Raw genomic sequence first — 22,026 nt, forward strand, 5'->3', positions numbered from 1 at the left:
CCGAAATAAGGAGTGCGCACATGCGTCGAGTAGTCGTCACCGGTCTGGGGGTAGTGTCTTCGATCGGGAATAATGCCCAAGAGGTTCTGGCCTCGCTCAAAGCAGGTAAATCCGGGATCGAAGCCAGCGAACAGATGGCAGAACACGGGTTTCGCAGTCAGATCGCGGGAACGCTCAAGATTGACGTGGCTGAACACGTAGACAAACGCACCCTGCGCTTCATGGGTCCGGGCGCGGCTTACGCTCATATCGCCATGTCTCAGGCCATTGCAGATTCCGGTCTGACCGAGGACCAGGTCGTCAACCCGCGTACAGGTTTGGTGGCCGGATCCGGCGGCCCGTCGACAAGCGCGATGCTGACCGCTCATCAGACGGTTCTGAGCACCGGTGCAACCAAACGGATAGGGCCGTTCGCCGTGCCAAAATGTATGTGCTCGACAATCTCGGCAAACCTGGCGACCGCGTTCAAGATCAAGGGTATCAACTATTCGATCACCTCGGCCTGCTCGACCTCGCTGCATTGCATCGGCAACGCGGCCGAACAGATCATGCTGGGCAAACAGGACGTCATGTTTGCTGGCGGCGGCGAAGAACTGGACTGGACGCTTTCGTGTCTGTTCGATGCGATGGGCGCGATGTCGTCGAAATACAATGACACGCCCGAGAAAGCCTCGCGCGCGTTTGACGAAAACCGTGACGGGTTTGTGATTTCCGGTGGCGGCGGCATCCTCGTTCTGGAAGAGTTGGAGCACGCTCTGGCCCGCGGTGCAAAGATATATGCCGAAGTCACCGGCTATGCTGCCACCTCGGATGGCCACGATATGGTGGCCCCTTCAGGTGAAGGCGGCGAGCGCGCGATGCGGCTGGCGCTGGACACACTGCCCGAAGGTCGCAAGGTCGGCTATATCAATGCACATGGAACCTCGACCCCTGTCGGTGACGTGGGCGAAGTAGAGGCTGTGCGCCGCATCTTCGGTGAAGGCAACGTACCGCCGATTTCCTCGACCAAATCAATGACTGGCCACGCGCAAGGCGCGGCAGGAGCGCTTGAGGCGATCTTCTGCTTACTCATGCTGGACAATGATTTCATTACGCCGTCGATCAATGTCGACACACTCGCCCAAGGCATCTTGCCCGGTGAAATTGCAACTGAAGTGGTTGAAAACGCAGGACTGGACAGTGTCATGACCAACAGCTTCGGCTTTGGCGGCACTAACGGGTCCATGATTCTGTCTAAGTATAACGGGTGAAAGTGATGTCGGATCTTCTCAAAGGTAAACGCGGCCTGATCATGGGCGTGGCCAATGACCGCTCAATCGCGTGGGGCATTGCCAAGGCCATGCACGAGGCAGGCGCAGAACTGGCCTTCACCTATCAGGGCGAAGCGTTCGGCAAGCGGTTGGAACCTCTCGCTCAAAGCTTGGGCAGTGATTTCATGGTGGATGCCGATGTGACCGACGACGAGTCACTGGATCGCGCCTTTGGTGAACTGGCTCAGCGTTGGCCCACCATCGACTTTGTTGTTCATGCCATTGCTTATTCGGATAAGTCCGAGCTGACAGGCCGGTTTCTGAATACCACGCGGGCGAACTTCAAACACTCGATGGACGTGTCGGCCTATTCTTTCATCGAGGTGGCGCGCCGCGCCTATCCGATGATGAAGGACAATGGGGGTTCGCTGCTGACGCTGACCTATCAGGGATCAAACCGGGTTGTACCGAACTACAACGTCATGGGTGTTGCCAAGGCTGCGCTGGAATCGGCGACCCGTTATCTGGCCAATGACCTTGGCCCGGATGGTATCCGCGTGAACGCAATCTCACCTGGGCCGATGAAAACCCTTGCCGGTGCGGCCATTGGCGGAGCGCGCAGGACATACAAGTTCTGTGATCAGAATGCGCCGATGCGTTCGAATGCCACACTGGAAGCTGTTGGCGGGACCGCAGTTTACCTGACATCTGATGCGGGTGCCTGCACGTCTGGTGAAATCATCCGCGTTGACGGTGGTTTCCACGTTCTGGGCATGCCACAACCCGATTTCATGTGACCATATCTTTCCCTGCCGCCGCCAAGATTTCACCATCTTTGGGCGGCAGGACTTCGATATGAGCAAGCTAGATCAAATCATTGCAAACAACGCACGGTCAGTGCAAAGCCGGAAGAAATCCGGTTTCCTCAGCCAGCGGGCCAGAGTGCTGCTGCTCGCGCTGACTTCATTGCTGCTGGTGTTTGTCTTTTTCACCCAGCCACAGGTACGTGCAGCTGTTGAAGCTTTGATCGGCTGAAGTCCGTGCAGGAGTTCCAACCCGAACTAAGTCTCAATTGATCGAGACGACTTCAATCTCAAACACCAGATCCTGTCCGGCCAACGGATGATTCCCATCCAGGGTTACAGTCGCTTCGTTGGCGTCCACAACTGTCACAGGCACGGCCTGACCGTCCGGTGTCTGCATCTGCAGTTGAGTGCCCGGATCCAGCGGAATATCCTCGGGAATACCCTCACGGGGGATTTCCTGACGCATCGCAGGGTTGATCGGGCCGTAGGCGTCGGTACAGGCAATCTCGACCCGTTTCTTGTCACCTGCGGACAAACCGGGCATTGCACTGTCCAGACCGGGAATAATCTGGCCCGATCCAACCACGAACTCCAACGGATCGCGCCCATCCGAGCTGTCAAAGACTTTGCCATCCAGCAATGTCCCTGTGTAATGGATGCGAACCGTGTCGCCTTGCTTGATTTCGGTCATAGTGGCCTCCGGCCGTTTTAGGGGTTAAGCGGCCAACCCTAGAGATTGACACAAAGTTGTAAACCCTTGGCCCTTCCCCCCCATTCCGTGTTGTGCCAACCTGCGCGCAATCAAAGGAGGGTCATATGGCAGTCACGACCTGCGTGTTCGACGCCTACGGAACACTGTTTGATGTTGCGGCCGCCGCCCGGCAGGCGGCAAGCGAACCTGGATTCGAAGCACTGAAAGACAAATGGCCCGAGGTCGCGGGACATTGGCGCCTGAAGCAATTGCAATACACATGGCTGCGTGCAGTGGCTGATGCGCATGCGGACTTCTGGGATGTCACGCAGGACGGGCTGGACTGGGCGCTGGAAGCTGCAGGCCTGCAGGGCAACCCTGAACTGCGCCAACGCTTGCTGGATCTTTATTGGGAGTTGCAGGCCTATCCCGAAGTTCCTGCCATGTTGAAAACCCTCAAGGATGGCGGGATGCAGACTGCCATCCTGTCCAACGGATCACCGCCCATGCTGGACGGTGCTGTTCAGTCCGCCGGGATCGGCGATGTGCTGGATGACGTGCTGTCGGTCGAAAGCGTTGGGGTCTTCAAGCCCCATTCCCGTGTCTATGATCTGGTTCAGAACAGGTTTGACTGCGCCCGCGACGAAGTCTTGTTCGTCAGTTCAAACGGCTGGGATGCCGCGGGGGCCAGCGGTTATGGTTTTGTCACCGCCTGGGTCAATCGGATCGGGGAACCAATGGACCGGCTGCCGTGGACGCCAGCGCATGTTCTGTCTGATTTGACCACCATTCCCAAGCTGGCTGGTCTTTGATGTCAGACTTTACGACTTCGGACGGCAAGCGCATCTATTTCGAAGACCATGGATCGGGCACGCCGCTTTTGTGTCTGGCCGGATTGACCAGAAACAGCCGGGATTTTTCGTATTTCGCACCACATGCCACTGAGCTGTGCATGATTGCGATGGATTACAGGGGGCGCGGCCGCTCAGACTACGACCCCGATTTCATGAACTACAACATCTTTCGTGAATCCCATGACGCGATTGAACTGCTGGATTTTCTGGGCATCGAAAAAGCGGTCATTCTGGGCACCTCGCGGGGCGGGCTGATTGCCATGGCACTGGCGGCAAGCCACCCCGAACGTTTGGCCGGTGTGATCCTAAACGATGTGGGGCCCGTCATCGAGACGTCAGGCATCGCCAAGATCATGGCCTATGTGGGCGCACAACCCACCGCGAAAACCCATGACGAAGCTGCTGCCGCCCTGAAACATATGATGGAGCCGCAATTTCCCAGGGTTCCGCTGGAGATCTGGCGCAAACAGGCCGAAATTCAATACGAACAACAAAGGGACGGGCTGGCGCTGCGCTATGATCCGGCCCTGCGCAAGGCGCTTCTGGAACAGGCCGCGAGCGGTGCTATACCCGACTATTGGTTGTTTTTTGAAGCGCTGCGCAATATTCCATGCGGCGCGATCAGGGGCGCAAACTCGGACGTTCTGAGCGCAGAAACACTGGCTGAGATGCACCGGCGGCATCCCGGTCTGATCTCGGCCGAAGTACCGGATCGCGGGCATGTTCCGTTCTTGAATGAGCCGCAATCTCTGGATGTCATCAAAAAGGTATTGAAGAACGCTGCATGAGCACATTTGAAATGATCGAAGCCGCGGCCATACGGCTTAAAGGACATGTCCGCGAGACACCAATTCTGTCGTCGCCATTTCTTGACGCGATCGCCGGGCGCAGGATTTGGGTCAAGCCGGAATGCCTGCAACATACGGGCAGCTTCAAGTTTCGGGGAGCTTGGTCTGCCATATCCGCGCTGGACGAAGACACACGCCAGCGCGGCGTGATTGCATATTCTTCGGGCAATCACGCACAAGGCGTTGCGATGGCGGCGGCGAAACACGGTATTGCTTCGGTCATTGTCATGCCGTCGGACGCGCCACACCTGAAAATCGAAAACACCCGCGCGCTTGGAGGTGAGGTCGTTCTTTACGACCGTGCAAACGAAAGCCGTGAAGAGATCGGGGAGACCATCGCCGCCGAACGCGGGCTGACTCTGATCCGGCCATATGACGAACCTCAGGTGATTGCCGGGCAAGGTACTACCGGCTTGGAAATCGCCAGACAGGCCGCGGAACTTGGAGTTTCTCAGGCGGATGTTCTGGTCTGTTGTGGTGGTGGCGGCCTCACCTCTGGCATTGCACTGGCATTGGAAAAACACGCCCCCGACCTAAGGGCACGCCCGTGCGAACCGGAAGGGTTCGATGACGTCAAACGATCACTGGCGACGGGACGGATTCAGAACAACAACGCGGCATCAGGCAATATTTGCGATGCCATCCTGACACCGCAACCCGGCGACATCACCTTTCCCATCCTAAACCGTCTTTGCGGGCCCGGTATTTCGGTGACCGAAGAAGAGGCCCTGCGGGCCATGGCACTTGCTTTCCTGCGCCTCAAGATCGTGCTGGAGCCCGGCGGCGCAGTCGCATTGGCCTCGGCCCTGTTCCGGGGCGACGAGATTGAGGGCGACGACGTGATCGTGGTCACATCGGGTGGTAACGTCGATCCGGATGTTTTTGCCAGGGCGTTGGAATTCCTGACCTGACAGGCATCCCAAACCTGTGCAAGTTGCACCTGGAAAGCCGGGGCTGCAAGGACCTGAGTCATGATGATCGCTGATCTGGGCGACGTGAAACTGAATTACCGTGTCGATGGTGCGGCGGACGGCGCGCCACTGGTTTTTGCCAACTCATTGGGAACAAACCTGCACATATGGGACGCAGTGTTACCGCACCTGCCCAAAGGGTTGCGTATCATCCGGTATGACAAACGCGGGCATGGGCAATCCTCGGTTCCACCGGCGCCTTATTCTATGGGCGCCCTGATCCGCGATGCCGAGTCGCTGCTGGATCACCTGAAGGTTCGCGACTGCGTTTTTGTCGGCCTGTCCATTGGCGGGATGATCGCACAGGGGCTGGCCGTCAAACGTATGGATCAGATACGTGCGCAGGTTCTGTCGAACACCGCTGCCAAAATCGCCACTCCCGCAGTCTGGCAGGATCGGATCGACGCTGTGCGTCGCGGCGGGATTGAAGCGGTGGCAGACGCCACGATGGAACGCTGGTTTTCCCGTGATTTCCGCGCAGCGCAAAACCACCTGCCATGGCGCGATATGATGATCAGCCAACCGCTTGACGGATATCTGGGCTGTTGCGCTGCCGTCGCCGGGACCGACTTCTATACACCCACAAGCGGCCTGCGCCTTCCCACGCTTGGCATCGCCGGAAGCGAGGACGGCTCGACCCCGCCCGATCTGGTGCGCGAAACTGTCGACCTCATCCCCGGATCGCGGTTCGAACTGATCCGCAGAGCTGGCCATTTGCCCTGCGTCGAGAAACCCGCAGAATACGCAGCAATCCTGACCCGGTTTCTGACCGATATCGGGCATATCTGAAGGAGAACAGCGATGGCGTCTTTCCTGTTGGTCCACGGCTCCTGCCACGGAGCCTGGTGCTGGCGCGACCTGATCCCCGCGCTGGAAGCTTTGGGACATTCGGCCCGGGCCATCGACTTGCCCAGCCATGGTGCAGATCCAACGCCGGTGTCCGAGGTGACGCTGGAAAATTGCCGCGATGCCGTTCTGAACGCCTGCACGCCCGATACGATTGTCGTGGGTCACTCGTGGGGCGGGTATCCGATCAGCGCCGCCGCCGAAGCTCGACCGGACGCCATGCGCGCCCTGATCTTTCTGTGCGCCTACGTGCCTCACGATGGCCTTTCGCTAGCAGAAATGCGCAGACGCGGCCCGCAGCAGACAATTGCCCACGCGATTGACAAATCGTCTGACGGGCTGTCTTACACCGTGTCGGTAGATGCCATCCCAAAGCTGTTCTACCACGATTGCCCGGACGATATCCTGCCTTACGCCTATGCGCGCCTGTGCCCACAGGCCATTCGCCCCCAGGAAACACCACTGCCGGTCGGCACGAATTTCAACGAAGTGCCCAAGGCCTATATCCGCACCACAGATGACCGAACGATCCCCGCGGAATATCAGGCGGACATGTGCGCGTTTATCCCGAAGGACCTGCGGCGAACCATCGACAGTTCGCATTCTCCGTTTTTCTCGCATCCACAGGAACTGGCCGGACTGCTGAGCGAATTGGCAAGCAAATTTGAGTGATGCGGCGGACTGCACGCAAAACTCTGTCTTCCCACCTTCGGTGACTGTGCCTAGGGTGCCACGAACAGATCACCTGCCCGAGTTCCATGCGCCTGCCATCACTCTTCATCCTCAGCATCGTCATGATCGACGCAATGGGCATTGGTCTGGTTATGCCGATCATGCCGCAACTGATTGTTGATGTGCAGGGCAGTTCGCTTGCCAATGCGGCGATCTGGGGTGGAGTGCTGAGTACCGCTTTTGCGGCGATGCAATTTATCTTTGGTCCAATCCTTGGAAACCTGTCCGACGCCTATGGCCGCAGAACTGTGCTGCTGCTGTCGCTGTTCGTCATGGCGCTTGATTATATGGTTATGGCAGTGGCGGGCAGTATCTGGCTGTTGCTGGCCGGTCGTATCGTCGGCGGCATTACCGCAGCCACGCATTCCACCGCCGCCGCGTTCATGGCGGATATTTCCGATCCCAAGGACAAGGCCGCAAACTTTGGCCTGTTGGGGGCAGCATTTGGCGTCGGATTTGTGCTCGGACCAGTGATCGGCGGGTTGCTCAGCGAATATGGAACCCGTGCCCCGTTTTGGGCTGCGGCAGGTCTGGTGGCACTGATCTTTGCCATCGGCTGCTTCGTGATGCCTGAAACCGTGACCGACAAGACCCGGCGCGCCTTCAACCTGCGCCGCGCCAACCCGGTGAATTCGCTGCGCGCCATTGCTGCACTGCCCGGTATCCGACCTATGCTGTGGGTCTACTTTCTGTATTCGGTCTCAATCTACGTCTACCCCGCTATCTGGTCCTTTTTCACCACCGAGCGGTTCGGATGGTCCCCTCAGATGATCGGCCTGTCACTGGGCGTCTATGGGATCGGCATGGCCGTTGTGCAGGGCGGTCTGATCCGCCCCGCAATCCGATTGTGCGGCGAAAGGGGTGCCATCATCTACGGGATGGGTTTTGAAATTCTTAGTTTCGCAATTCTGGCCTTTCTGACCAACGGGTTCATTGCGCTTTTGTTCATCCCAATCACCGCAATCGGGGCAATCACCACACCAGCACTTCAGGCAATGATGTCCAAAGCGACACCAGATTCGCAGCAAGGAGAGTTGCAGGGCGTCCTCGCCGCGCTCCACGCGCTTTCGATGGTAATCTCGCCCCTGGTCATGACCAGCGTATTTGCGCAGTTCATTCGCCCCGACACACCGCTGTACCTGCCGGGTGCTCCGTTCCTGCTGGCACTGGCGCTGATGCTGGCCGGGTTCGTTTTGTTTCGCCGGTCCCCGCCTGTCGTGGCTTAACAACGACACACACATGACGGTTTCCGCCTTGCGATCAACGCTTTCCCACGCCACCGTGGGGCCAACGGGAATGAGGGAAAACATGCAAACAATCAAAGCCGCAGTCTGCCGGGCATTCGGCGAACCCCTGGTTATCGAAGAGGTTCAGCTGGCGCCCCCCGGCACGGGCGAAGTCGAAGTGACGCTGGATGCAGTGGCCATCTGCCATTCAGATATATCCTATGCCGAAGGTGCCTGGGGAGGGTTCCTGCCCGCCGTTTACGGACACGAAGCCGCAGGTGTGATCTCCGCAGTTGGAGAGGCCGCCGGGGACTTCAGGATTGGCGAACCTGTAGTTGTGACGCTGATCCGCGCGTGCGGGTCCTGCCCCACCTGTGCCGGAGGGCACCCGACAAATTGCGAAACACCGTACGACACCGTCAAAGGCCCGCTAAAAACGGCTGACGGCGGTCCGCTGGAACAGGCCATGGCCTGCGGCGCGTTTGCCGAAAAAGTTGTGGTGAGCCATCGGCAGATCGTCAGGATACCCGAAAGCCTGCCCAAAGACCTGGCCAGCCTTCTGTCTTGCGGGGTGATCACCGGGGTCGGCGCTGCTGTAAACGCCGCCAATTTGCGTCCGGGTCAGGATGTCGTTGTCATCGGTGCGGGTGGTGTTGGCCTGAACGCCATTCAGGGCGCACGGATCGCAGGAGCACGACGGATCGTGGCCGTCGACATGACTGAAGAAAAGCTGGAAATCGCGAAGGAGTTCGGCGCGACCCATGGCGTGCTGGCCAGGCTGAAAGAACCCTGGAAGGCAGCGTTCAAAGCCCTTGGCGGACGCGGTGCCGATGCGGTTCTGATTTCGGTCGGCGCAATCGCCGCCTATGATCAGGCCCCGCGTTATCTTGGCCGCGGCGGTAAGGCCATCATGATCGGAATGCCGCATTCGGGCGGCATGGCCAGCTATGAACCGGTTGTTCTGGCAGCCCTCGGCCAGGGTGTTGTCGGCTCGAAAATGGGTGATGTGGTTATTCAGCGGGACATCCCCTGGATGATCGACCTTTACGAGCAGGGTCGGTTGAAACTGGACGAGCTGATCTCGGGCCGCTGGTCGCTGGATCAGATCAACGAGGCCATTGCCGATACCAAAACCGGATCTGCCAAGCGCAACGTGATCCTGTTCGACAGAACCTGATCTCCCGGCTCGGAGGAACTGAGATGAAACTGCAGGATCTCGACATCATCGTCACCGCCCCACCCGCTCCGGGTTGGGGGGGGCGATACTGGATATTGGTCAAACTGACGACAGACACCGGCATAACCGGTTGGGGCGAATGCTATGCCTCGTCCGTCGGACCCGAGGCGATGCGCCACGTCATCCGGGATGTGTTCGAACGGCACATGCTGGGCGAGAACCCCGAAAACATCGAGCTTATGTTCCGCCGTGCCTATTCCAGCGGCTTCACGCAGCGCCCCGACCTGACGGTGATGGGTGCATTCTCGGGGTTGGAGATCGCCTGTTGGGATATTCTGGGCAAGGATCGCGACCGCCCGGTTTACGCCCTGTTGGGCGGCAAGGTGAACGAGCGAATTCGCTCCTACACTTACCTCTACCCTTTGCCGCATCACAATCTGACCGACTTCTGGACCTCTCCCGAACAAGCGGGTGAAACAGCCGCTGAAATGGTGCGACGCGGCTATACCGCTGTAAAATTCGACCCGGCGGGCCCTTATACAATCCATGGCGGCCACATGCCCGCGATGAGTGACATTTCCATGTCCGTCGCCTTTTGTAAGGCAATTCGCGAAGCCGTAGGGGACAAGGCCGACCTGCTGTTTGGCACACACGGGCAGTTCAACACGGCCGGTGCCATTAGGCTGGGGCAGGCGCTGGAACCATATCAGCCCCTATGGTTCGAAGAACCCACGCCACCTGATATGATCGAAGACATGGCCCGTGTCGCCCGCAACGTCCGTATCCCCATCGCCACCGGAGAGCGCATGACAACCAAGGCCGAGTTTGGAGCCGTTCTGCGCGCCAGGGCTGCGGAAATCCTGCAACCGGCGCTGGGGCGAGCCGGAGGAATCTGGGAGATGAAGAAAGTCGCCGCTATAGCAGAGATATTCAATGCTCAGATGGCGCCACATCTTTATGCTGGACCGGTCGAATGGGCCGCCAATATCCACCTGGCCGCGTCGATCCCGAACCTGCTGTTGCTGGAAACCATTGAAACACCGTTCCACAACCAGCTGATCAAAGGTTCCATTCAAATAGAGGACGGCTTCGTGATCGCTCCGACAGCGCCGGGACTTGGGATCGATGTCGACGAAGACCTGGCCCGCGCGCACCCGTATGAAGGTCGCGGCTTGCACTTGCAGATGCAGGAAGAGCCGTGCGATTACGTTAATGGCAATGCTTTTCAGGGCGGTGCCCCTGCAACCGAGGGGTGACAACACAGACGGGTTTGAGGCATATTGACCCAAGATTAACGGCACAACGGTCAAAACGTGACACTCCTAGAAACCGAACCTCAGGCACACACCTCGGACACACCATCAGAAATGAAAGAAAATGCAGCTCGCGCGGCTGCATTTCTCAAGACACTGGCGCATGAAGGGCGCCTGATGATCCTGTGCCACCTTGGGAATGGCGAGAAATCGGTAGGCCAGCTTGAGGATTTGCTGCAATTACGACAAGCCGCCGTCAGCCAAATGTTGGCCCGTCTGCGGGAGGAAGGATTTGTCACCAGCCGAAGAGATGGCAAAACGATCTATTATTCGCTAAGCGATGGAAATGCAGCGCAGATGATCGGTCTGCTGTACGAGCTGTTTTGCGAGCCTGCCAGCTGATCACGCCTAATTGGACACGTAACCGGCGATCACCTGCATCAGCTTGAACGCGGTTGCCGCATCGTTTTCCACAACGGCCAGGAATTCTTCCTCACCGATCCTAAGGCAGGATAGTTGTGTTTCGGCCACCATGCTCAGCGCGCGTGGTTCTTTGCGGATCAGACCAAGTTCACCCACCAATGCGCCCGGCCCCACGGTGGTGATCAACTGATCGGGTCCATCTTCCTGTGGCAGGTACAGGCCTGCCTCTCCCTCCAGCACTACATAAGCGCCATCGGTGGGCTGATCATCTTTCAGGAACACCACCTGCCCAGGCTTGGCATCGAACCATTGCGCCCCAAAAGCCAGAAGGCGCAATTGCCTCCGGTCCAGACCTGAAAACAAGGGGGTCTGCTCCAGCGCGCGCAGTTTCCGCGCCAGATCTGCTGAAGATGCGCTGTCTTTTCCCACGTCTACCGGTCCTCCATCCGAGACGACACGACCTTGCCGGATTTCCACGAACATGTCGAATACGTCCGGGTTTTCGAACTGGTCATTGAGGTAGAACACCGTGGCATCCGGCAGCAACTCGCGCAGCTTCTTGTAAACCGATACCTGCGTTTTCATGTCGTAACTGGCCAATGCCTGCTCCAGGATCAGGATATCTGGCTTCTTGATTGTCGCGCGGGTAAACGCCAGAGGTTCGGCAAAAACCGCCGGAAGGCTCTGCCCACCCAAAGCAACCGGAATGTCATAAATCAGCTCGACCACCAAAGGACGCGCGCCGTTCTCCTCCAACACGTCGACAATGACCTTGCGGGCCTCATCCGATCGCGCGCCGCCTATCTGACTGACCTTGCCGAACAGCGCGTTTTCCATGACCGTCAATCCAGGCGCGAAATCTTCCGGATCCAGCGGAACAAATGCGTCCTTGAGGCTTTCCAACAGCTTACCCGAATGACTCTGCCTAAGTTCCAGAATGCGGTCTTTCAGCTCATCCGTGAAAGCCGGGCCAATCTGCTCAGCCGAGACGACGAAAGGCACGGCCAACATACTGGCCAGCTGTTCGTCATCCAGCCCTGATGTTCCCTCTTTGCGGGTCTGTTCAACCAGCTCCACAGCTGCCTCATAAGTCTTTACATCAAGACCCAGCTTGCGGAACAACGGATGGTCGGTTCCGTCGAACCCGAAGATCTGTCGCAGCATCTCGATCACGTCACGGGTCAGGGCGATCAGCGTCTCATCCAGCCCCAGCTCTCGCAACTGCATGAGGAAAACCTTCTGCCGGGCAAGCAACGCCTGCGTCACCGGCACGCGGGGCGTCGCAAAAAGCAGGTTCTCGGCAACAGGCAGCGCCGGGTTGTAAGCATTCCGGTCGAATATCAGCGCCTGCTGCTCAAGACCCGCGTCATGGACCGCCCGCCGAACAAGCGGGCGCAGCTCGACCAGTTTCCTTGCCAGTTCGCAGTGTTCGGTCGCAACAAAGCTTTGTTCGGCACCACGCCGAAACAAGGCTGCACCGGACCCCATTCCATCAATCAGCTGCAACCACCAGTCGCGCAACGCCGTCGCGTCTTCAAACCCGGCCAGCGCCGGGTCAAGCCATTCCACCCTGAACGGATCCATGCTGTTTCCAGCCCGCAAAGTCTCGGCAAAATCAGGGTCGTCTGAGGATTCAGCCAAGGGTTTGAATCGCATCGGCATCATCACGTTGTCACCCAACGTTCCCTGAAACATGACCGGGCGGGACGTTGCGTACCCGATACGCGCGGCCACAACGCCCTGATGCAGATCTGCCAGGTTCAGATCCCCAACCTGAACCGTGCCGGCAGCGGGCAAAATCTCGCGGGTCAGCAGCTCACCCATGGCGCGCCGATCCTCTTCGCTGGGTGCGGCGATACCAATCGTCTTGCCACCGGGAAAAGTAAGATTCAGATCATCCAGCACCTGATTTCCGTCCATGTCGCGAACTGAAACGTGATTCAACACGATATCGCCGCTCAGGTGGGGGCGCTCTGCTGGTTCGCCCTCGAACAGCACTTCATCCTTCAATCCGGCCGGATCGAAACGGTCAACGACGATTTCCCAGCGCAACGACATGTCCTGGGTTTGGTTGTAATAGGTCAACAGCTCTTTCCAGGGTGAGCTCAGATCCTTGTACGCCGCCAGCGCCGCAACCAATGCCCCCAGCGAAACCGAACCCTGCAACACCAGAAGGCCACCAATCAGGTAGAACATGAATGGTGTCAGCTGCGAGATGAAGTTGTTTATGAACTTCATAAAAAACTTCTTCTGGTAAATCTCAAAGCGGATCGTGAAAAGCCGCCCCAATTGATCGGAAACCATAGCCCGGCGATAGCGCCAACCGCCATTGCTGCGTAGGGTTGACGCCCCTGCCGCGTTTTCGCCGATCTGGGCAGCCAACGCCCGTACTTCCTGAATGCGTTTCTTGTTCAACAGGTTGATCTGGCGTTGTAATTTGGGGATTAACCAGGCCTGTACCGGGATCAGGGCGACAGCGGCCAGCCCGAACCAAAAGCTTTGCAAGAACAGGAAAGAAAGGATGGTGATCATCTGACCGGCTTGCAGAACCGGCTGGCTGATCGCATCGCCCATCAGACCCCCCATTGGTTCGCTTTCAGCCGTGATCATCGAGACCATTTCACCTTGGCTGACCCGTTCGAAATAAGGTTGCGGAAAAAGAAGCGCGCGGCTGACCAGCTGATACCGAAACCGTCGCAGCATGCGTTCGCTCAGCACACCCTTCATGGTGTTGATGCGCATTTTCATCAGCCCGTGCGCCAGCACTGCAGCCAAGAAAGCAAAACACAAAATAATCAGGAAATTCGTCTGTGAAAGCGTATAACCCCAGACATCCACTTCGGCCGTTGTCGAACCGATTGCGTCGTTGATGATACGCTTGGGCAACTCCAGTGTAAGATAGAGCAACGGAAACAACGTCGCCGTCACAGCCAGCAGGATCAGCTGATCGCGTTTGGAGTATTTCCAGATAAAGCGGAAAATCGTGCGTTCTATGGAACCTGCCCCTACTGCTGGCCGATAACACGGCCCGGACGCCGTGCGCCCAAATTCAACAGTTTGAATTTACTGCCATACTGACACGTTATGCAATTTTTTTCCCACCTGAGAATTTTCTTTATCTTATGTGAACTAGTTCATTTACGCATGGCCGTGTTATTGCCTAAAGTCAGTTTTGAACGATATCGGGAGGGTTCTTTTGACTGCCAGTATTGGCGCAGTGCTACTTATGCTTTGCCTTTTACAGATCAAGCATATGTTCGCTGACTACTACCTCCAGACACCGAAGATGCTCTCTGGCAGAGGCGAGTATTTTCACTTGGGACGCGCGCAGCACGCAGCAGTTCATGTTGCGGGCTCTGTCATCGTGTTTGCCGCTTTCGGCGCGCCGCTGTTGTTTATCCTGATTGTCGAATTGCTTGAATGGGTCATTCACTTCAATATCGATTTCGTGAAAGCCAGCTATTCAGACAAGAAACAACTTGAGCCCACGCAGGCCGCATTCTGGCGTGCGGCTGGGCTGGATCAGTGCCTGCACAACCTGACCTATGTGGCGATGGTCTGGGCCTGGGTCACCTTCGCGGCAACGTAACTAACATCAGGGTATACTGTCCGTTTCGCAGCCTGGAAGCTATGCGCCGATCCTTCGGTCGGTCATAGCGAGGTAAGCTGTAAACCTGCCCCGCTCGACTTTGATTGTTGCAAAAACCCGACTAGCCCAGAACCGAAAAGCTGCTTTCCTCATTGATCGGGCGCTTGCGTGAGTAAAAGCCCACGTCGATGATCCGTTTGATATAAGGCAGTTCGAATTGCAACGGTTCCGCGTCGTGATCCGCTCCGCCTTCGCAATACGCGATCAGTGCCGCCATCATCTTACCCGCAATCGGTGCATTCTTATACTGGTTCCCGCTGGACCCGCAGGCCATGTAAAACCCCGGCAAGCTGGATTTGTCATAGATCGGAATCCAGTCGGTTGAGGCATCGTAAAGGTCAACCACACCCCGCGTTTTTGATGGAATACCAAGGCTGGGTACACGCTGCGCGTATCGCATGGCCTGTGTGGTCCATTGGTCCGTGAACTCTCGGTTATAGGTGACATCATCCTCGCACCATTGATGCGGATCGCATTCCGGGTCCTCAGATCCCACAAGGATGTGATTGCCGTGTTCCGGGCGGCAATAGCAGGCGATGTCGCTGTCCGAGACGATGGTTCCGTCGTTTTCAAAGTCGAACCCCTCCGGGGCAGGGACATGCACGACCTCTTGCCGCAGGGGGCGGGTTTTGATGGTCATGTCGTCCAGAACGCCTGCCATCCCATTGATGATAGCCGAGCCCGGCCCGGCCACGTTCACGACAACCCTTGCGCGGATTTCTTCGCCCGAGGCCAGCTTGACTCCGGAAACGCGACCATCTTCGGTCAGGATCTCGATAACTTCGGCACTGGTGCGGACCTCGGCCCCGTGCTGTTTGGCAGCATCCATCAGGTTTTGCGCCGACAAGGCCGGGTCGGTGACATATCCCGCCTGCGGCCAGTACACTCCACCCGTCATCTTTCGCCCGTTGGGCTGGCCGAATTCCGGGTCATCCATGCGGCGCGCCGGGGCAAAGCTGTCCAACGAATAAACCGGCAGGCGTTCAACCACTTTTTCCCCCGACCATTCTTCGAACGGGCAATCCAGTTCTGATGAATTGCGCATGTGCTTTTCCAGCATCCCGTTCGCCTCGGTCTTCATGACCAGGCAGCCGGTTTCCCTGAACTGAGCCAGATTGGCCCCCTCTGGCAGTCCAAGATAGTCAGCCCAGTCGCGCCAGTAATGATAGCCTTCCCAGGCAAACGCCGTTCCGTCGAAGGTGGAATAATGCATCCGGATGATCGCGCAGGACCCGGCGGTTGAACCGTGCCCAACCTGTGCGTTGCGATCCAGAGACAGGGTTTTCCAGCCCGCCTTGGACATTTCGAACGCGATGGCCGCGCCGATCACACCTGTGCCAATGATGATTGCGTCTGGTTGACTCATGTCGGGTCTCCTTTCCAGTAGCGCCGGGAATATGCGCTGAATTCTTCAACTTCTTCGGGTTTCGGTTCAACGCCCGTAAAGGCGTATAGGTAATGCGGCACCATCGAGATCCGCGTCTCGAAGGGTTCGTTCAATTGTGCCAGATCATATCCGATCTGCATGTAATACAGCACGCGCGCACGTGTTTCGGACTCGATCTCGGAATAGCCGTATCTGGCGAACATCGCGTGCAAAGCTTCAAGCCGCCGTGTGTCTGACTGGTCCAGCGCACGGCGTACTTTGCCCGATTTACGCGCCCAGTCGCGCACGGCAAAATCCAATGCGGTGTCAAACAAGTCCGTGTTGACGACACAACGATGCACATTGCAGACCGCGCCCGTTATCGTTTCGGCCGGCGCTTCTGCCTGTTTTACAAGCGCAACCGTATTGGTCGCCTGCCACCGCGCCAGCAGTGCATCCAAAAGTTCCTGTCTGGACTTGAAGTACCAGTAGAAGGATGAACGTGACACGGCCATCCGCTCGGCCAGGTTAAGAACCTTGATCTGGTCCACCCCGTCCGAAATCAGCACGTCCATCGCTACGTTCAGCCAATCGTCTCGGGTGACCTTGATATTGCCGATCAGGGGCTCGGCCTCGGGATCATCGCGGTGAAGGATGGGTTTGTTGTTCATTCAACTCTCCGGTGGCGCCCCGCCCTCTGCGGTGCGACGTGCGATAAAGTCCTGCAAGGCACCAAAACGATCATTGTCTATGGCAGGGGCCTTGAAATCGTTCAGGATACCCTGCCAAACCCCCGTTGCACGTTGGTTGGCATCTGTTGAACCGCGCTCGGTCCATGTGCCGAAGTTGGCGTAGTCATGGACATGCGGTTGATAGAACTCGGTGGTGTAGCGCTCCATCGTCTGGGGGCAGGCAAAGAAATGGCCGCCGGGCGCGACCTCACTTAAAGCGGTATCAAAGCCAATCTCGGCGGGCCCCGCCTGCGCGCCCGCGCAAAGCTCGGCCACCATGTTCAGCACCTCGGCATCGCAGACCAGCTTTTCGAAGGATACGGTCAATCCCCCTTCCAGCCAGCCCGCGGAATGAATGATCACAGTCGCCCCGGCCATCAGGCAACCCCAAAGGCCAAACTGGTTCTCATTCGCCGCTTGCACGTCGTTGCTGTTTGACGCTGACCCTGCCGCCGACCGCCAGGGCAGGCCAAGGTGACGCGCCAGTTGGCCTGCGGCCAGTGATGCCTGAAAATGCGAGGGCGTCCCGAATGCAGGTGCACCGGATTTCATGTCCACATTGCTGGTGAACGTGCCATAACACACCGGAGCGCCCGGTCTGGCCAGCTGCGCCAAGGTCAGCGCGGCCAGCGTCTCGGCATGGGACAGGGTGATTGCCCCGGCCACGGTGATCGGCGCCATCGCCCCCATCAGGGTGAACGGTGTGATGATCGACATCTGACCGTGGCGCGCAAAGTCGATCAGGCCTTGCGCCATGGGAATGTCCAGCGTGCGCGGGCTGTTTGTGTTGATGATCGTGTAACAATGCGCGTTGCCCCGGAACTCATCATCCGACAGACCTCGCGCCGTGGACAGCATCTCAAAGCAATCCATGACCTGCGGCGTACCGCGCGAGAAGAAGAACGGGAACTTGTCGGTCAGTTCCATCTGTGCCTGTGTCGTGAAGTAGTGGCGCAGATGCGTCGGTACATCCTGAGGTTCAACCTGAGGCGAGATCATCTGGAACACATCGAAATGATGGGTGAGCTTCAGAAACTCCAGATAATCCTGACCTGTCGCCGGGCGGCGACCACGTTCCAGATCGGTTGCGTTCGGCGCGCCTGCCCCCGGTTGAAACACCAGCGAACCCAGTTCCAGAGTGAAATCCCGATGCCGCGAACCGGCGCTACAAGCGACAGATTTGGGGGCCGAGGCAACGGCAGCCTCAACCATCTCGCGCCCGATAAAGACCATCTCACTGTCTTCATCCACGCGCGCGCCACCCTGCTTGAACAGCTTGCGTGCCTCGGGAAGCAGGGTCTTTACACCCAACTCCTCGAGCGTACGCAACGCTGCCTCGTGCATGTCCGCAATCTGGTCAGCCGGGAACACCTCCATCAATGGGAAAGGGTTCCTAAGCTGGCGATAGTTCACGTCGCGGCTGGGCTGCGGGGCAGCCTCGCCCCCTCGCCTTCGGCGTCGTCGGTCCGGAGCGGCCATGATCAGCCCCGCATCGCTTTGCCCTGAGGGTCGTAGGGCGACGGCGCAATTACTCGCGCCGGACATTCCACACCCACCACATGGACAGACAGTTCCGTACCCGGGTCCACCTTGTCACGGTCAATCAAGGCCATCGCCAAGGACTTGCCGATGTGGTGCCCATAACAGCCTGAAGTCACAAAACCCACGCGTTCGCCATTGGCCCAGACCGGCTCATACCCGCTGGCATCGGCGTCCAACGCATCGATTTCCAGTGTTACCTGTACCTGCGCCGGGCCATTGCCATCCCGTTCGGCCAAAGCGGCCTTCTTGCCGATGAACTCCTTGTCCCAGTCGATCCAGCGATCCATGCCGGTCATGCCGGGTGTGTAAGCCTGCGTGAACTCTGCCGACCAGATGCCAAAGCTTTTCTCAAGCCGCGTTGACAGCATCGCATTGAAACCGCACTCGCGGATTCCCTCTTCTGAACCGGCTTCCAGTAAAATGCGACGCAGCTTGATGTGATCGCCATAGCGACAGTTGATTTCATACCCTTTTTCGCCGGTCACCGACATACGGGCCACGCGGGCACGGACCAGGCCGATGTCGAAATCACCGCAGCCCATGAATTTCAGGTTTGAGATATCCTGTTCGGCCAGTTTCTCGACCACCGCCTGCGATTTCGGTCCGACCACGGCAAACCCGCAATACTCCTCTCCCAGGTCGCGGACGGTGACCCCATCCATCATATGATCGTTGAACCATCGCATATGCCAGGCGCGCAGGTAATAGCTGCCCATGATCCACCAGGTGCCATCGCCCCAGTTCAACACGGTCAGATCGCCTTTGAGCCGCCCGTCTTCGCCCAGCATCGGCGCCAGTTTGGCACGACCCGGCGCGGGTAGTTTCGAAGCCATAACGTTATCCAGCCACGCTTTGGCATTTGGGCCGGAAACCTCAAAGCGGGAAAAGCCCGTGATATCCATCAGGCCCACGCCCTCACGGATGGTCCTGCATTCAGCCGCCACGATGTCGTGCGCGTTCGAACGTTTGAGCGTCGGCGTTTCCTCGAACCCTTTGGGTGCGAAATACAGCGGCACCTCCAGATCCCAGCTGACGCCCCATTTGCATCCGGCCTCAGTCATCGCGTCATGCGCCGGAGCCATCTTTAACGGGCGACCCGCAGGCAATTGTTCGTTCGGGTAGGTCATCACGAAGCGGCGCGAATAGAACTGGCCAGTGGTTTCACGGATATACCGCTTGTTCTGTGCGAATTCCCCATAGCGCGCCACATCCATCGGCCAGGCATCGGCTTCGGGCTCGCCTTGGATCATCCATTCGGCCAGTGTTTTCCCAACGCCACCACCTTGCAGGAACCCTGCCATGACCGCACAGGCCGTCCAATACCCTCGTTTACCCGGAACCGGACCAACCAGCGGGTTACCATCCGGTGAAAACGTGAAAGCACCATTGACCCATGTCTTGATGCCCACGTTCTGGATCGACGGATACCGCTCAAAGCCCAATGTCAGCTCGTTCTCGATCCGGTCAAGCTGTTCCTGAAACAGTTCCTCGCCATAGTTCCACGGCGCGCCATCCATCGCCCAGTGTTCGTGATCGACCTCGTAGATCCCCACCAGAACGCCCTTCTGGTCCTGCCGCATATAGGTGAACCCTTCGAGGTCCACGGTCATCGGCATCTCGAAGTCCGCCTGCGCCACTTCGGGCACCGTGTCCGTGATCAGATAGTGGTGCTTCAACGGTGAGACTGGCAGCTCTACCCCTGCCATGCGCCCAACCTGCTTGGCCCAGAGCCCGGCCGCGTTGACCACATGTTCACAGGTGATCGTGCCCTTATCGGTCACCACCTGCCAGCCATCCGCCGTCTGGATCAATTCCTCGACCTTGGTTTCCTCATAATATTCGGCACCACGTTTCCTGGCCGCAGTAGCATAAGCCTGAACAGTACCTGTTGTATCGATATACCCCTCGCGATCCGCCCACATCGCGCCCAAAACACCGTCGGTTGACATGATCGGGCAGCGTCTCTGTGCCTCTTGCGGGGTCAGCAACTCGCAGTCGTCAATACCGATGGACTGGAAGATGCGGTAATTGGCCTGCAACCACTCCCAGCGTTCAGGCGTACCGGCCAAAGTCAGGCCACCGGTCATATGCAAACCGATATTCTGGCCCGATTCTTTTTCGATCTCACTCAGCAGGTCGATTGTGTAGGCCTGCAACGAGGCCATATTTGGATCCGCGTTCAGGGCATGGATGCCGCCCGCCGCGTGCCAAGACGATCCCGAAGCCAGCCGCCGCCTTTCCAGCATGACCACATCCGACCAGCCGAATTTGGCCAGATGATACAGAACCGAGGCACCAACGACGCCCCCTCCAATGACCACTACGCGATATTGGGATTTCATCCCGACCTCCCTGAACAGAATCTTGGAAGACGCTAGTAGCACTGTTCAGTTCTGTCTAGACATTTCTGTACAGTGCGGAATGAGAGAACTCTACCTATTGCTTTGCAAACCTAAAGCTGCGCGCTTGGGCGGGCTTTCACGCTTTCAAACCAGACCTGCGTGTTCGTATTGCCGTCCGGTATCCGCATCTTTATGACGCGCGCGAAATCGACAAAAACAAAAGTGGATATATCCGCCAGAGTGAATACATCGCTAGCGACATACGCGCTTTGCATCAGCCGCGCCTCCAGCAGCTCGAAAAACGACGCAACCCGCTCGCGCCCACGCTGCGCCAGTTCGGGGATCTGCGCATGGTTAACAGGGCCGGGAATGGCACGGTCTTTGAACGCCGGATGGCTGTTGCGCAAAGCCTCAGCGATAGGCGCACCGCCCTGCTGCTCAGCAATTGCGTTCCACATCAAGACCAACCCTTTTTCATCAGCGGTACGGCCCATTAAGGACGGCTCGGGGAAACGCGCTTCAAGATACGCGGCGATGCCAAGATTTTCGGTCAGGACTGCGCCTTCATCCGTTACCAGAACCGGGATTGTGGCCCGGGGGTTCACTGTACGAAACTCAGCGCTCAACTGCGCGCCCTTAGCAATCGAGATTTCGTGCGTTTCGATGTCCAACCCTTTTTCCGCGATGAACATGCGAGCACGGCGCGGGTTTGGGGCCGTAGAGCAATCGTAGAATATCATGCAGGCCCCTTCTCTCTGGTCAGCGCCGATAGATGAAACAGCGCCCTTCGACGGCACCCTCGGGCAACGGCATTTCCTCCAGCCGCTCGAAATACATCCGGTCGCTTGATACCATTAATCCACCCGATGCCAGCAAGGGCTCGATCAACGGGGAAACAAGCCGCGCAAAGATGTCGTTCTTTTCGCGATTATGCCCCCCAAGATCTGCATGGATCAGGCTTGCTGTCGGTCCAAACCTGTCGACCGCCGCTGGCAGCGTCTCGCGCACATCTCCCAAGATCACCCTATCCTCGGGCGGGGTTGAATCGGGGTGCGAAGCCACCGCGCGTTCGAACACAAAGACAGGGCGTCCATCGATATGCTGCACAAGATGATGATAGGTGCGCCCATTGCCCAGACCCAGTTCAAACACCGGACCTGCCATGCCTGCCGTTTGCGCAATCGCGTGATCCAGACAGGCGCGCTGTGACACCATTCGATCGATAAACAAGTCCAGACGGCTTTGATTCTTGGACACCGGTAAATATCTCCTTGATACCAATCGAAAGCATAGATGCCCCCGACGCCGCCTTAGATGAC

Annotated in this window: 21 protein-coding genes; 13 read left to right on the plus strand and 8 right to left on the minus strand. The window is 57.9% G+C overall.

Going from position 1 to position 22,026, the window contains the following annotated elements; all coding sequences use genetic code 11:
- The first annotated feature begins 20 nt into the window (after window positions 1-20).
- Genes fabB through ACR0BF_RS01205 form a run of 3 tightly spaced genes read left to right on the plus strand, consistent with a single transcriptional unit; the run spans window position 21 to window position 2,285 of the window.
- The gene (fabB, locus tag ACR0BF_RS01195; RefSeq protein ID WP_480518720.1) at window positions 21-1,250 is read left to right on the plus strand and encodes a beta-ketoacyl-ACP synthase I; all 1,230 of its coding nucleotides are present in this window, start codon (window positions 21-23) and stop codon (window positions 1,248-1,250) included.
- A gap of 5 nt (window positions 1,251-1,255) precedes the next feature.
- Window positions 1,256-2,047: an enoyl-ACP reductase FabI gene (locus ACR0BF_RS01200; RefSeq protein ID WP_267366101.1), complete on the plus strand. Its 792-nt coding sequence runs from the start codon at window positions 1,256-1,258 to the stop codon at window positions 2,045-2,047.
- Between the two features lie 58 nt (window positions 2,048-2,105).
- Window positions 2,106-2,285: a hypothetical protein gene (locus ACR0BF_RS01205; RefSeq protein WP_267366102.1), complete on the plus strand. Its 180-nt coding sequence runs from the start codon at window positions 2,106-2,108 to the stop codon at window positions 2,283-2,285.
- A 33-nt stretch (window positions 2,286-2,318) separates the two neighbouring features.
- Here ACR0BF_RS01205 and ACR0BF_RS01210 read toward each other — a convergent pair whose 3' ends face one another.
- Window positions 2,319-2,747: an FKBP-type peptidyl-prolyl cis-trans isomerase gene (locus ACR0BF_RS01210; RefSeq protein ID WP_209505363.1), complete on the minus strand. Its 429-nt coding sequence runs from the start codon at window positions 2,745-2,747 to the stop codon at window positions 2,319-2,321.
- 125 nt (window positions 2,748-2,872) lie between these two features.
- On the opposite strand from ACR0BF_RS01210, the gene ACR0BF_RS01215 reads away from it, so the two are divergent.
- The 9 genes from ACR0BF_RS01215 to ACR0BF_RS01255 all read left to right on the plus strand — a co-directional run bounded on the left by ACR0BF_RS01215 (window position 2,873) and on the right by ACR0BF_RS01255 (window position 11,056).
- Window positions 2,873-3,559 carry a haloacid dehalogenase type II gene (locus ACR0BF_RS01215; protein ID WP_480518718.1) on the plus strand — a complete coding sequence of 229 codons (687 nt, stop codon included), beginning with the start codon at window positions 2,873-2,875 and terminating at the stop codon, window positions 3,557-3,559.
- The gene (locus ACR0BF_RS01220; RefSeq protein ID WP_480624110.1) at window positions 3,559-4,389 is read left to right on the plus strand and encodes an alpha/beta fold hydrolase; all 831 of its coding nucleotides are present in this window, start codon (window positions 3,559-3,561) and stop codon (window positions 4,387-4,389) included. Before ACR0BF_RS01215 ends, ACR0BF_RS01220 begins: the two co-directional genes overlap by 1 nt.
- The gene (locus tag ACR0BF_RS01225; protein WP_480605091.1) at window positions 4,386-5,360 is read left to right on the plus strand and encodes a threonine ammonia-lyase; all 975 of its coding nucleotides are present in this window, start codon (window positions 4,386-4,388) and stop codon (window positions 5,358-5,360) included. The genes ACR0BF_RS01220 and ACR0BF_RS01225 overlap by 4 nt, the downstream gene beginning before the upstream one ends.
- 60 nt (window positions 5,361-5,420) lie before the next feature.
- Window positions 5,421-6,209 (plus strand): 3-oxoadipate enol-lactonase, encoded by a 789-nt coding sequence (gene pcaD, locus ACR0BF_RS01230; protein WP_480473804.1) that lies wholly within the window; start codon window positions 5,421-5,423, stop codon window positions 6,207-6,209.
- Between the two features lie 12 nt (window positions 6,210-6,221).
- A complete protein-coding gene (locus ACR0BF_RS01235; RefSeq protein WP_480546291.1) occupies window positions 6,222-6,938 on the plus strand; it encodes an alpha/beta fold hydrolase in 717 nt (238 codons plus the stop codon).
- Window positions 6,939-7,024: 86 nt separating this feature from the next.
- The gene (locus ACR0BF_RS01240; protein ID WP_480518707.1) at window positions 7,025-8,224 is read left to right on the plus strand and encodes a TCR/Tet family MFS transporter; all 1,200 of its coding nucleotides are present in this window, start codon (window positions 7,025-7,027) and stop codon (window positions 8,222-8,224) included.
- 82 nt (window positions 8,225-8,306) lie between these two features.
- Window positions 8,307-9,401, plus strand: coding sequence for a Zn-dependent alcohol dehydrogenase (locus tag ACR0BF_RS01245; protein WP_480624111.1), 1,095 nt, complete (start codon window positions 8,307-8,309; stop codon window positions 9,399-9,401).
- A 23-nt stretch (window positions 9,402-9,424) separates the two neighbouring features.
- A complete protein-coding gene (locus tag ACR0BF_RS01250) occupies window positions 9,425-10,657 on the plus strand; it encodes a mandelate racemase/muconate lactonizing enzyme family protein (RefSeq protein WP_480624112.1) in 1,233 nt (410 codons plus the stop codon).
- 111 nt (window positions 10,658-10,768) lie between these two features.
- Window positions 10,769-11,056, plus strand: a complete 288-nt coding sequence (locus ACR0BF_RS01255) for an ArsR/SmtB family transcription factor (RefSeq protein ID WP_480624232.1) — start codon at window positions 10,769-10,771, stop codon at window positions 11,054-11,056.
- Window positions 11,057-11,062: 6 nt separating this feature from the next.
- Here ACR0BF_RS01255 and ACR0BF_RS01260 read toward each other — a convergent pair whose 3' ends face one another.
- Window positions 11,063-14,059, minus strand: coding sequence for a cyclic nucleotide-binding domain-containing protein (locus tag ACR0BF_RS01260; protein WP_480624233.1), 2,997 nt, complete (start codon window positions 14,057-14,059; stop codon window positions 11,063-11,065).
- Window positions 14,060-14,303: 244 nt separating this feature from the next.
- On the opposite strand from ACR0BF_RS01260, the gene ACR0BF_RS01265 reads away from it, so the two are divergent.
- A complete protein-coding gene (locus ACR0BF_RS01265; RefSeq protein ID WP_480473810.1) occupies window positions 14,304-14,666 on the plus strand; it encodes a DUF3307 domain-containing protein in 363 nt (120 codons plus the stop codon).
- Between the two features lie 121 nt (window positions 14,667-14,787).
- On the opposite strand, the gene ACR0BF_RS01270 is transcribed toward ACR0BF_RS01265, so the two are convergent.
- The 6 genes from ACR0BF_RS01270 to ACR0BF_RS01295 form a co-directional block, all read right to left on the minus strand.
- Window positions 14,788-16,092, minus strand: coding sequence for an NAD(P)/FAD-dependent oxidoreductase (locus ACR0BF_RS01270; protein ID WP_480624113.1), 1,305 nt, complete (start codon window positions 16,090-16,092; stop codon window positions 14,788-14,790).
- Window positions 16,089-16,763 (minus strand): TetR/AcrR family transcriptional regulator, encoded by a 675-nt coding sequence (locus ACR0BF_RS01275; protein WP_209505343.1) that lies wholly within the window; start codon window positions 16,761-16,763, stop codon window positions 16,089-16,091. Before ACR0BF_RS01275 ends, ACR0BF_RS01270 begins: the two co-directional genes overlap by 4 nt.
- Window positions 16,764-18,302, minus strand: a complete 1,539-nt coding sequence (locus ACR0BF_RS01280; RefSeq protein WP_480624114.1) for a trimethylamine methyltransferase family protein — start codon at window positions 18,300-18,302, stop codon at window positions 16,764-16,766. It abuts the gene before it with no gap.
- Window positions 18,303-18,304: 2 nt separating this feature from the next.
- Window positions 18,305-20,707: a GcvT family protein gene (locus ACR0BF_RS01285; RefSeq protein WP_480624115.1), complete on the minus strand. Its 2,403-nt coding sequence runs from the start codon at window positions 20,705-20,707 to the stop codon at window positions 18,305-18,307.
- Window positions 20,708-20,817: 110 nt separating this feature from the next.
- A complete protein-coding gene (locus tag ACR0BF_RS01290) occupies window positions 20,818-21,447 on the minus strand; it encodes a glutathione S-transferase family protein (RefSeq protein ID WP_480624116.1) in 630 nt (209 codons plus the stop codon).
- 19 nt (window positions 21,448-21,466) lie between these two features.
- Window positions 21,467-21,964, minus strand: coding sequence for a class I SAM-dependent methyltransferase (locus ACR0BF_RS01295; RefSeq protein WP_480518693.1), 498 nt, complete (start codon window positions 21,962-21,964; stop codon window positions 21,467-21,469).
- Window positions 21,965-22,026 lie beyond the last annotated feature (62 nt).

It is taken from the genome of Ruegeria sp. AG7 (assembly GCF_056541545.1).

Excerpts from the sequence above, each read along its gene's own strand:
- fabB (WP_480518720.1), top strand. The coding sequence starts at position 21 with ATGCGTCGAGTAGTCGTCACCGGTCTGGGGGTAGTGTCTTCGATCGGG.
- ACR0BF_RS01200 (WP_267366101.1), top strand. The coding sequence starts at position 1,256 with ATGTCGGATCTTCTCAAAGGTAAACGCGGCCTGATCATGGGCGTGGCC.
- ACR0BF_RS01205 (WP_267366102.1), top strand. The coding sequence starts at position 2,106 with ATGAGCAAGCTAGATCAAATCATTGCAAACAACGCACGGTCAGTGCAA.
- ACR0BF_RS01210 (WP_209505363.1), bottom strand. The coding sequence starts at position 2,747 with ATGACCGAAATCAAGCAAGGCGACACGGTTCGCATCCATTACACAGGG.
- ACR0BF_RS01215 (WP_480518718.1), top strand. The coding sequence starts at position 2,873 with ATGGCAGTCACGACCTGCGTGTTCGACGCCTACGGAACACTGTTTGAT.
- ACR0BF_RS01220 (WP_480624110.1), top strand. The coding sequence starts at position 3,559 with ATGTCAGACTTTACGACTTCGGACGGCAAGCGCATCTATTTCGAAGAC.
- ACR0BF_RS01225 (WP_480605091.1), top strand. The coding sequence starts at position 4,386 with ATGAGCACATTTGAAATGATCGAAGCCGCGGCCATACGGCTTAAAGGA.
- pcaD (WP_480473804.1), top strand. The coding sequence starts at position 5,421 with ATGATGATCGCTGATCTGGGCGACGTGAAACTGAATTACCGTGTCGAT.
- ACR0BF_RS01235 (WP_480546291.1), top strand. The coding sequence starts at position 6,222 with ATGGCGTCTTTCCTGTTGGTCCACGGCTCCTGCCACGGAGCCTGGTGC.
- ACR0BF_RS01240 (WP_480518707.1), top strand. The coding sequence starts at position 7,025 with ATGCGCCTGCCATCACTCTTCATCCTCAGCATCGTCATGATCGACGCA.
- ACR0BF_RS01245 (WP_480624111.1), top strand. The coding sequence starts at position 8,307 with ATGCAAACAATCAAAGCCGCAGTCTGCCGGGCATTCGGCGAACCCCTG.
- ACR0BF_RS01250 (WP_480624112.1), top strand. The coding sequence starts at position 9,425 with ATGAAACTGCAGGATCTCGACATCATCGTCACCGCCCCACCCGCTCCG.
- ACR0BF_RS01255 (WP_480624232.1), top strand. The coding sequence starts at position 10,769 with ATGAAAGAAAATGCAGCTCGCGCGGCTGCATTTCTCAAGACACTGGCG.
- ACR0BF_RS01265 (WP_480473810.1), top strand. The coding sequence starts at position 14,304 with ATGCTTTGCCTTTTACAGATCAAGCATATGTTCGCTGACTACTACCTC.
- ACR0BF_RS01270 (WP_480624113.1), bottom strand. The coding sequence starts at position 16,092 with ATGAGTCAACCAGACGCAATCATCATTGGCACAGGTGTGATCGGCGCG.
- ACR0BF_RS01275 (WP_209505343.1), bottom strand. The coding sequence starts at position 16,763 with ATGAACAACAAACCCATCCTTCACCGCGATGATCCCGAGGCCGAGCCC.
- ACR0BF_RS01280 (WP_480624114.1), bottom strand. The coding sequence starts at position 18,302 with ATGGCCGCTCCGGACCGACGACGCCGAAGGCGAGGGGGCGAGGCTGCC.
- ACR0BF_RS01285 (WP_480624115.1), bottom strand. The coding sequence starts at position 20,707 with ATGAAATCCCAATATCGCGTAGTGGTCATTGGAGGGGGCGTCGTTGGT.
- ACR0BF_RS01290 (WP_480624116.1), bottom strand. The coding sequence starts at position 21,447 with ATGATATTCTACGATTGCTCTACGGCCCCAAACCCGCGCCGTGCTCGC.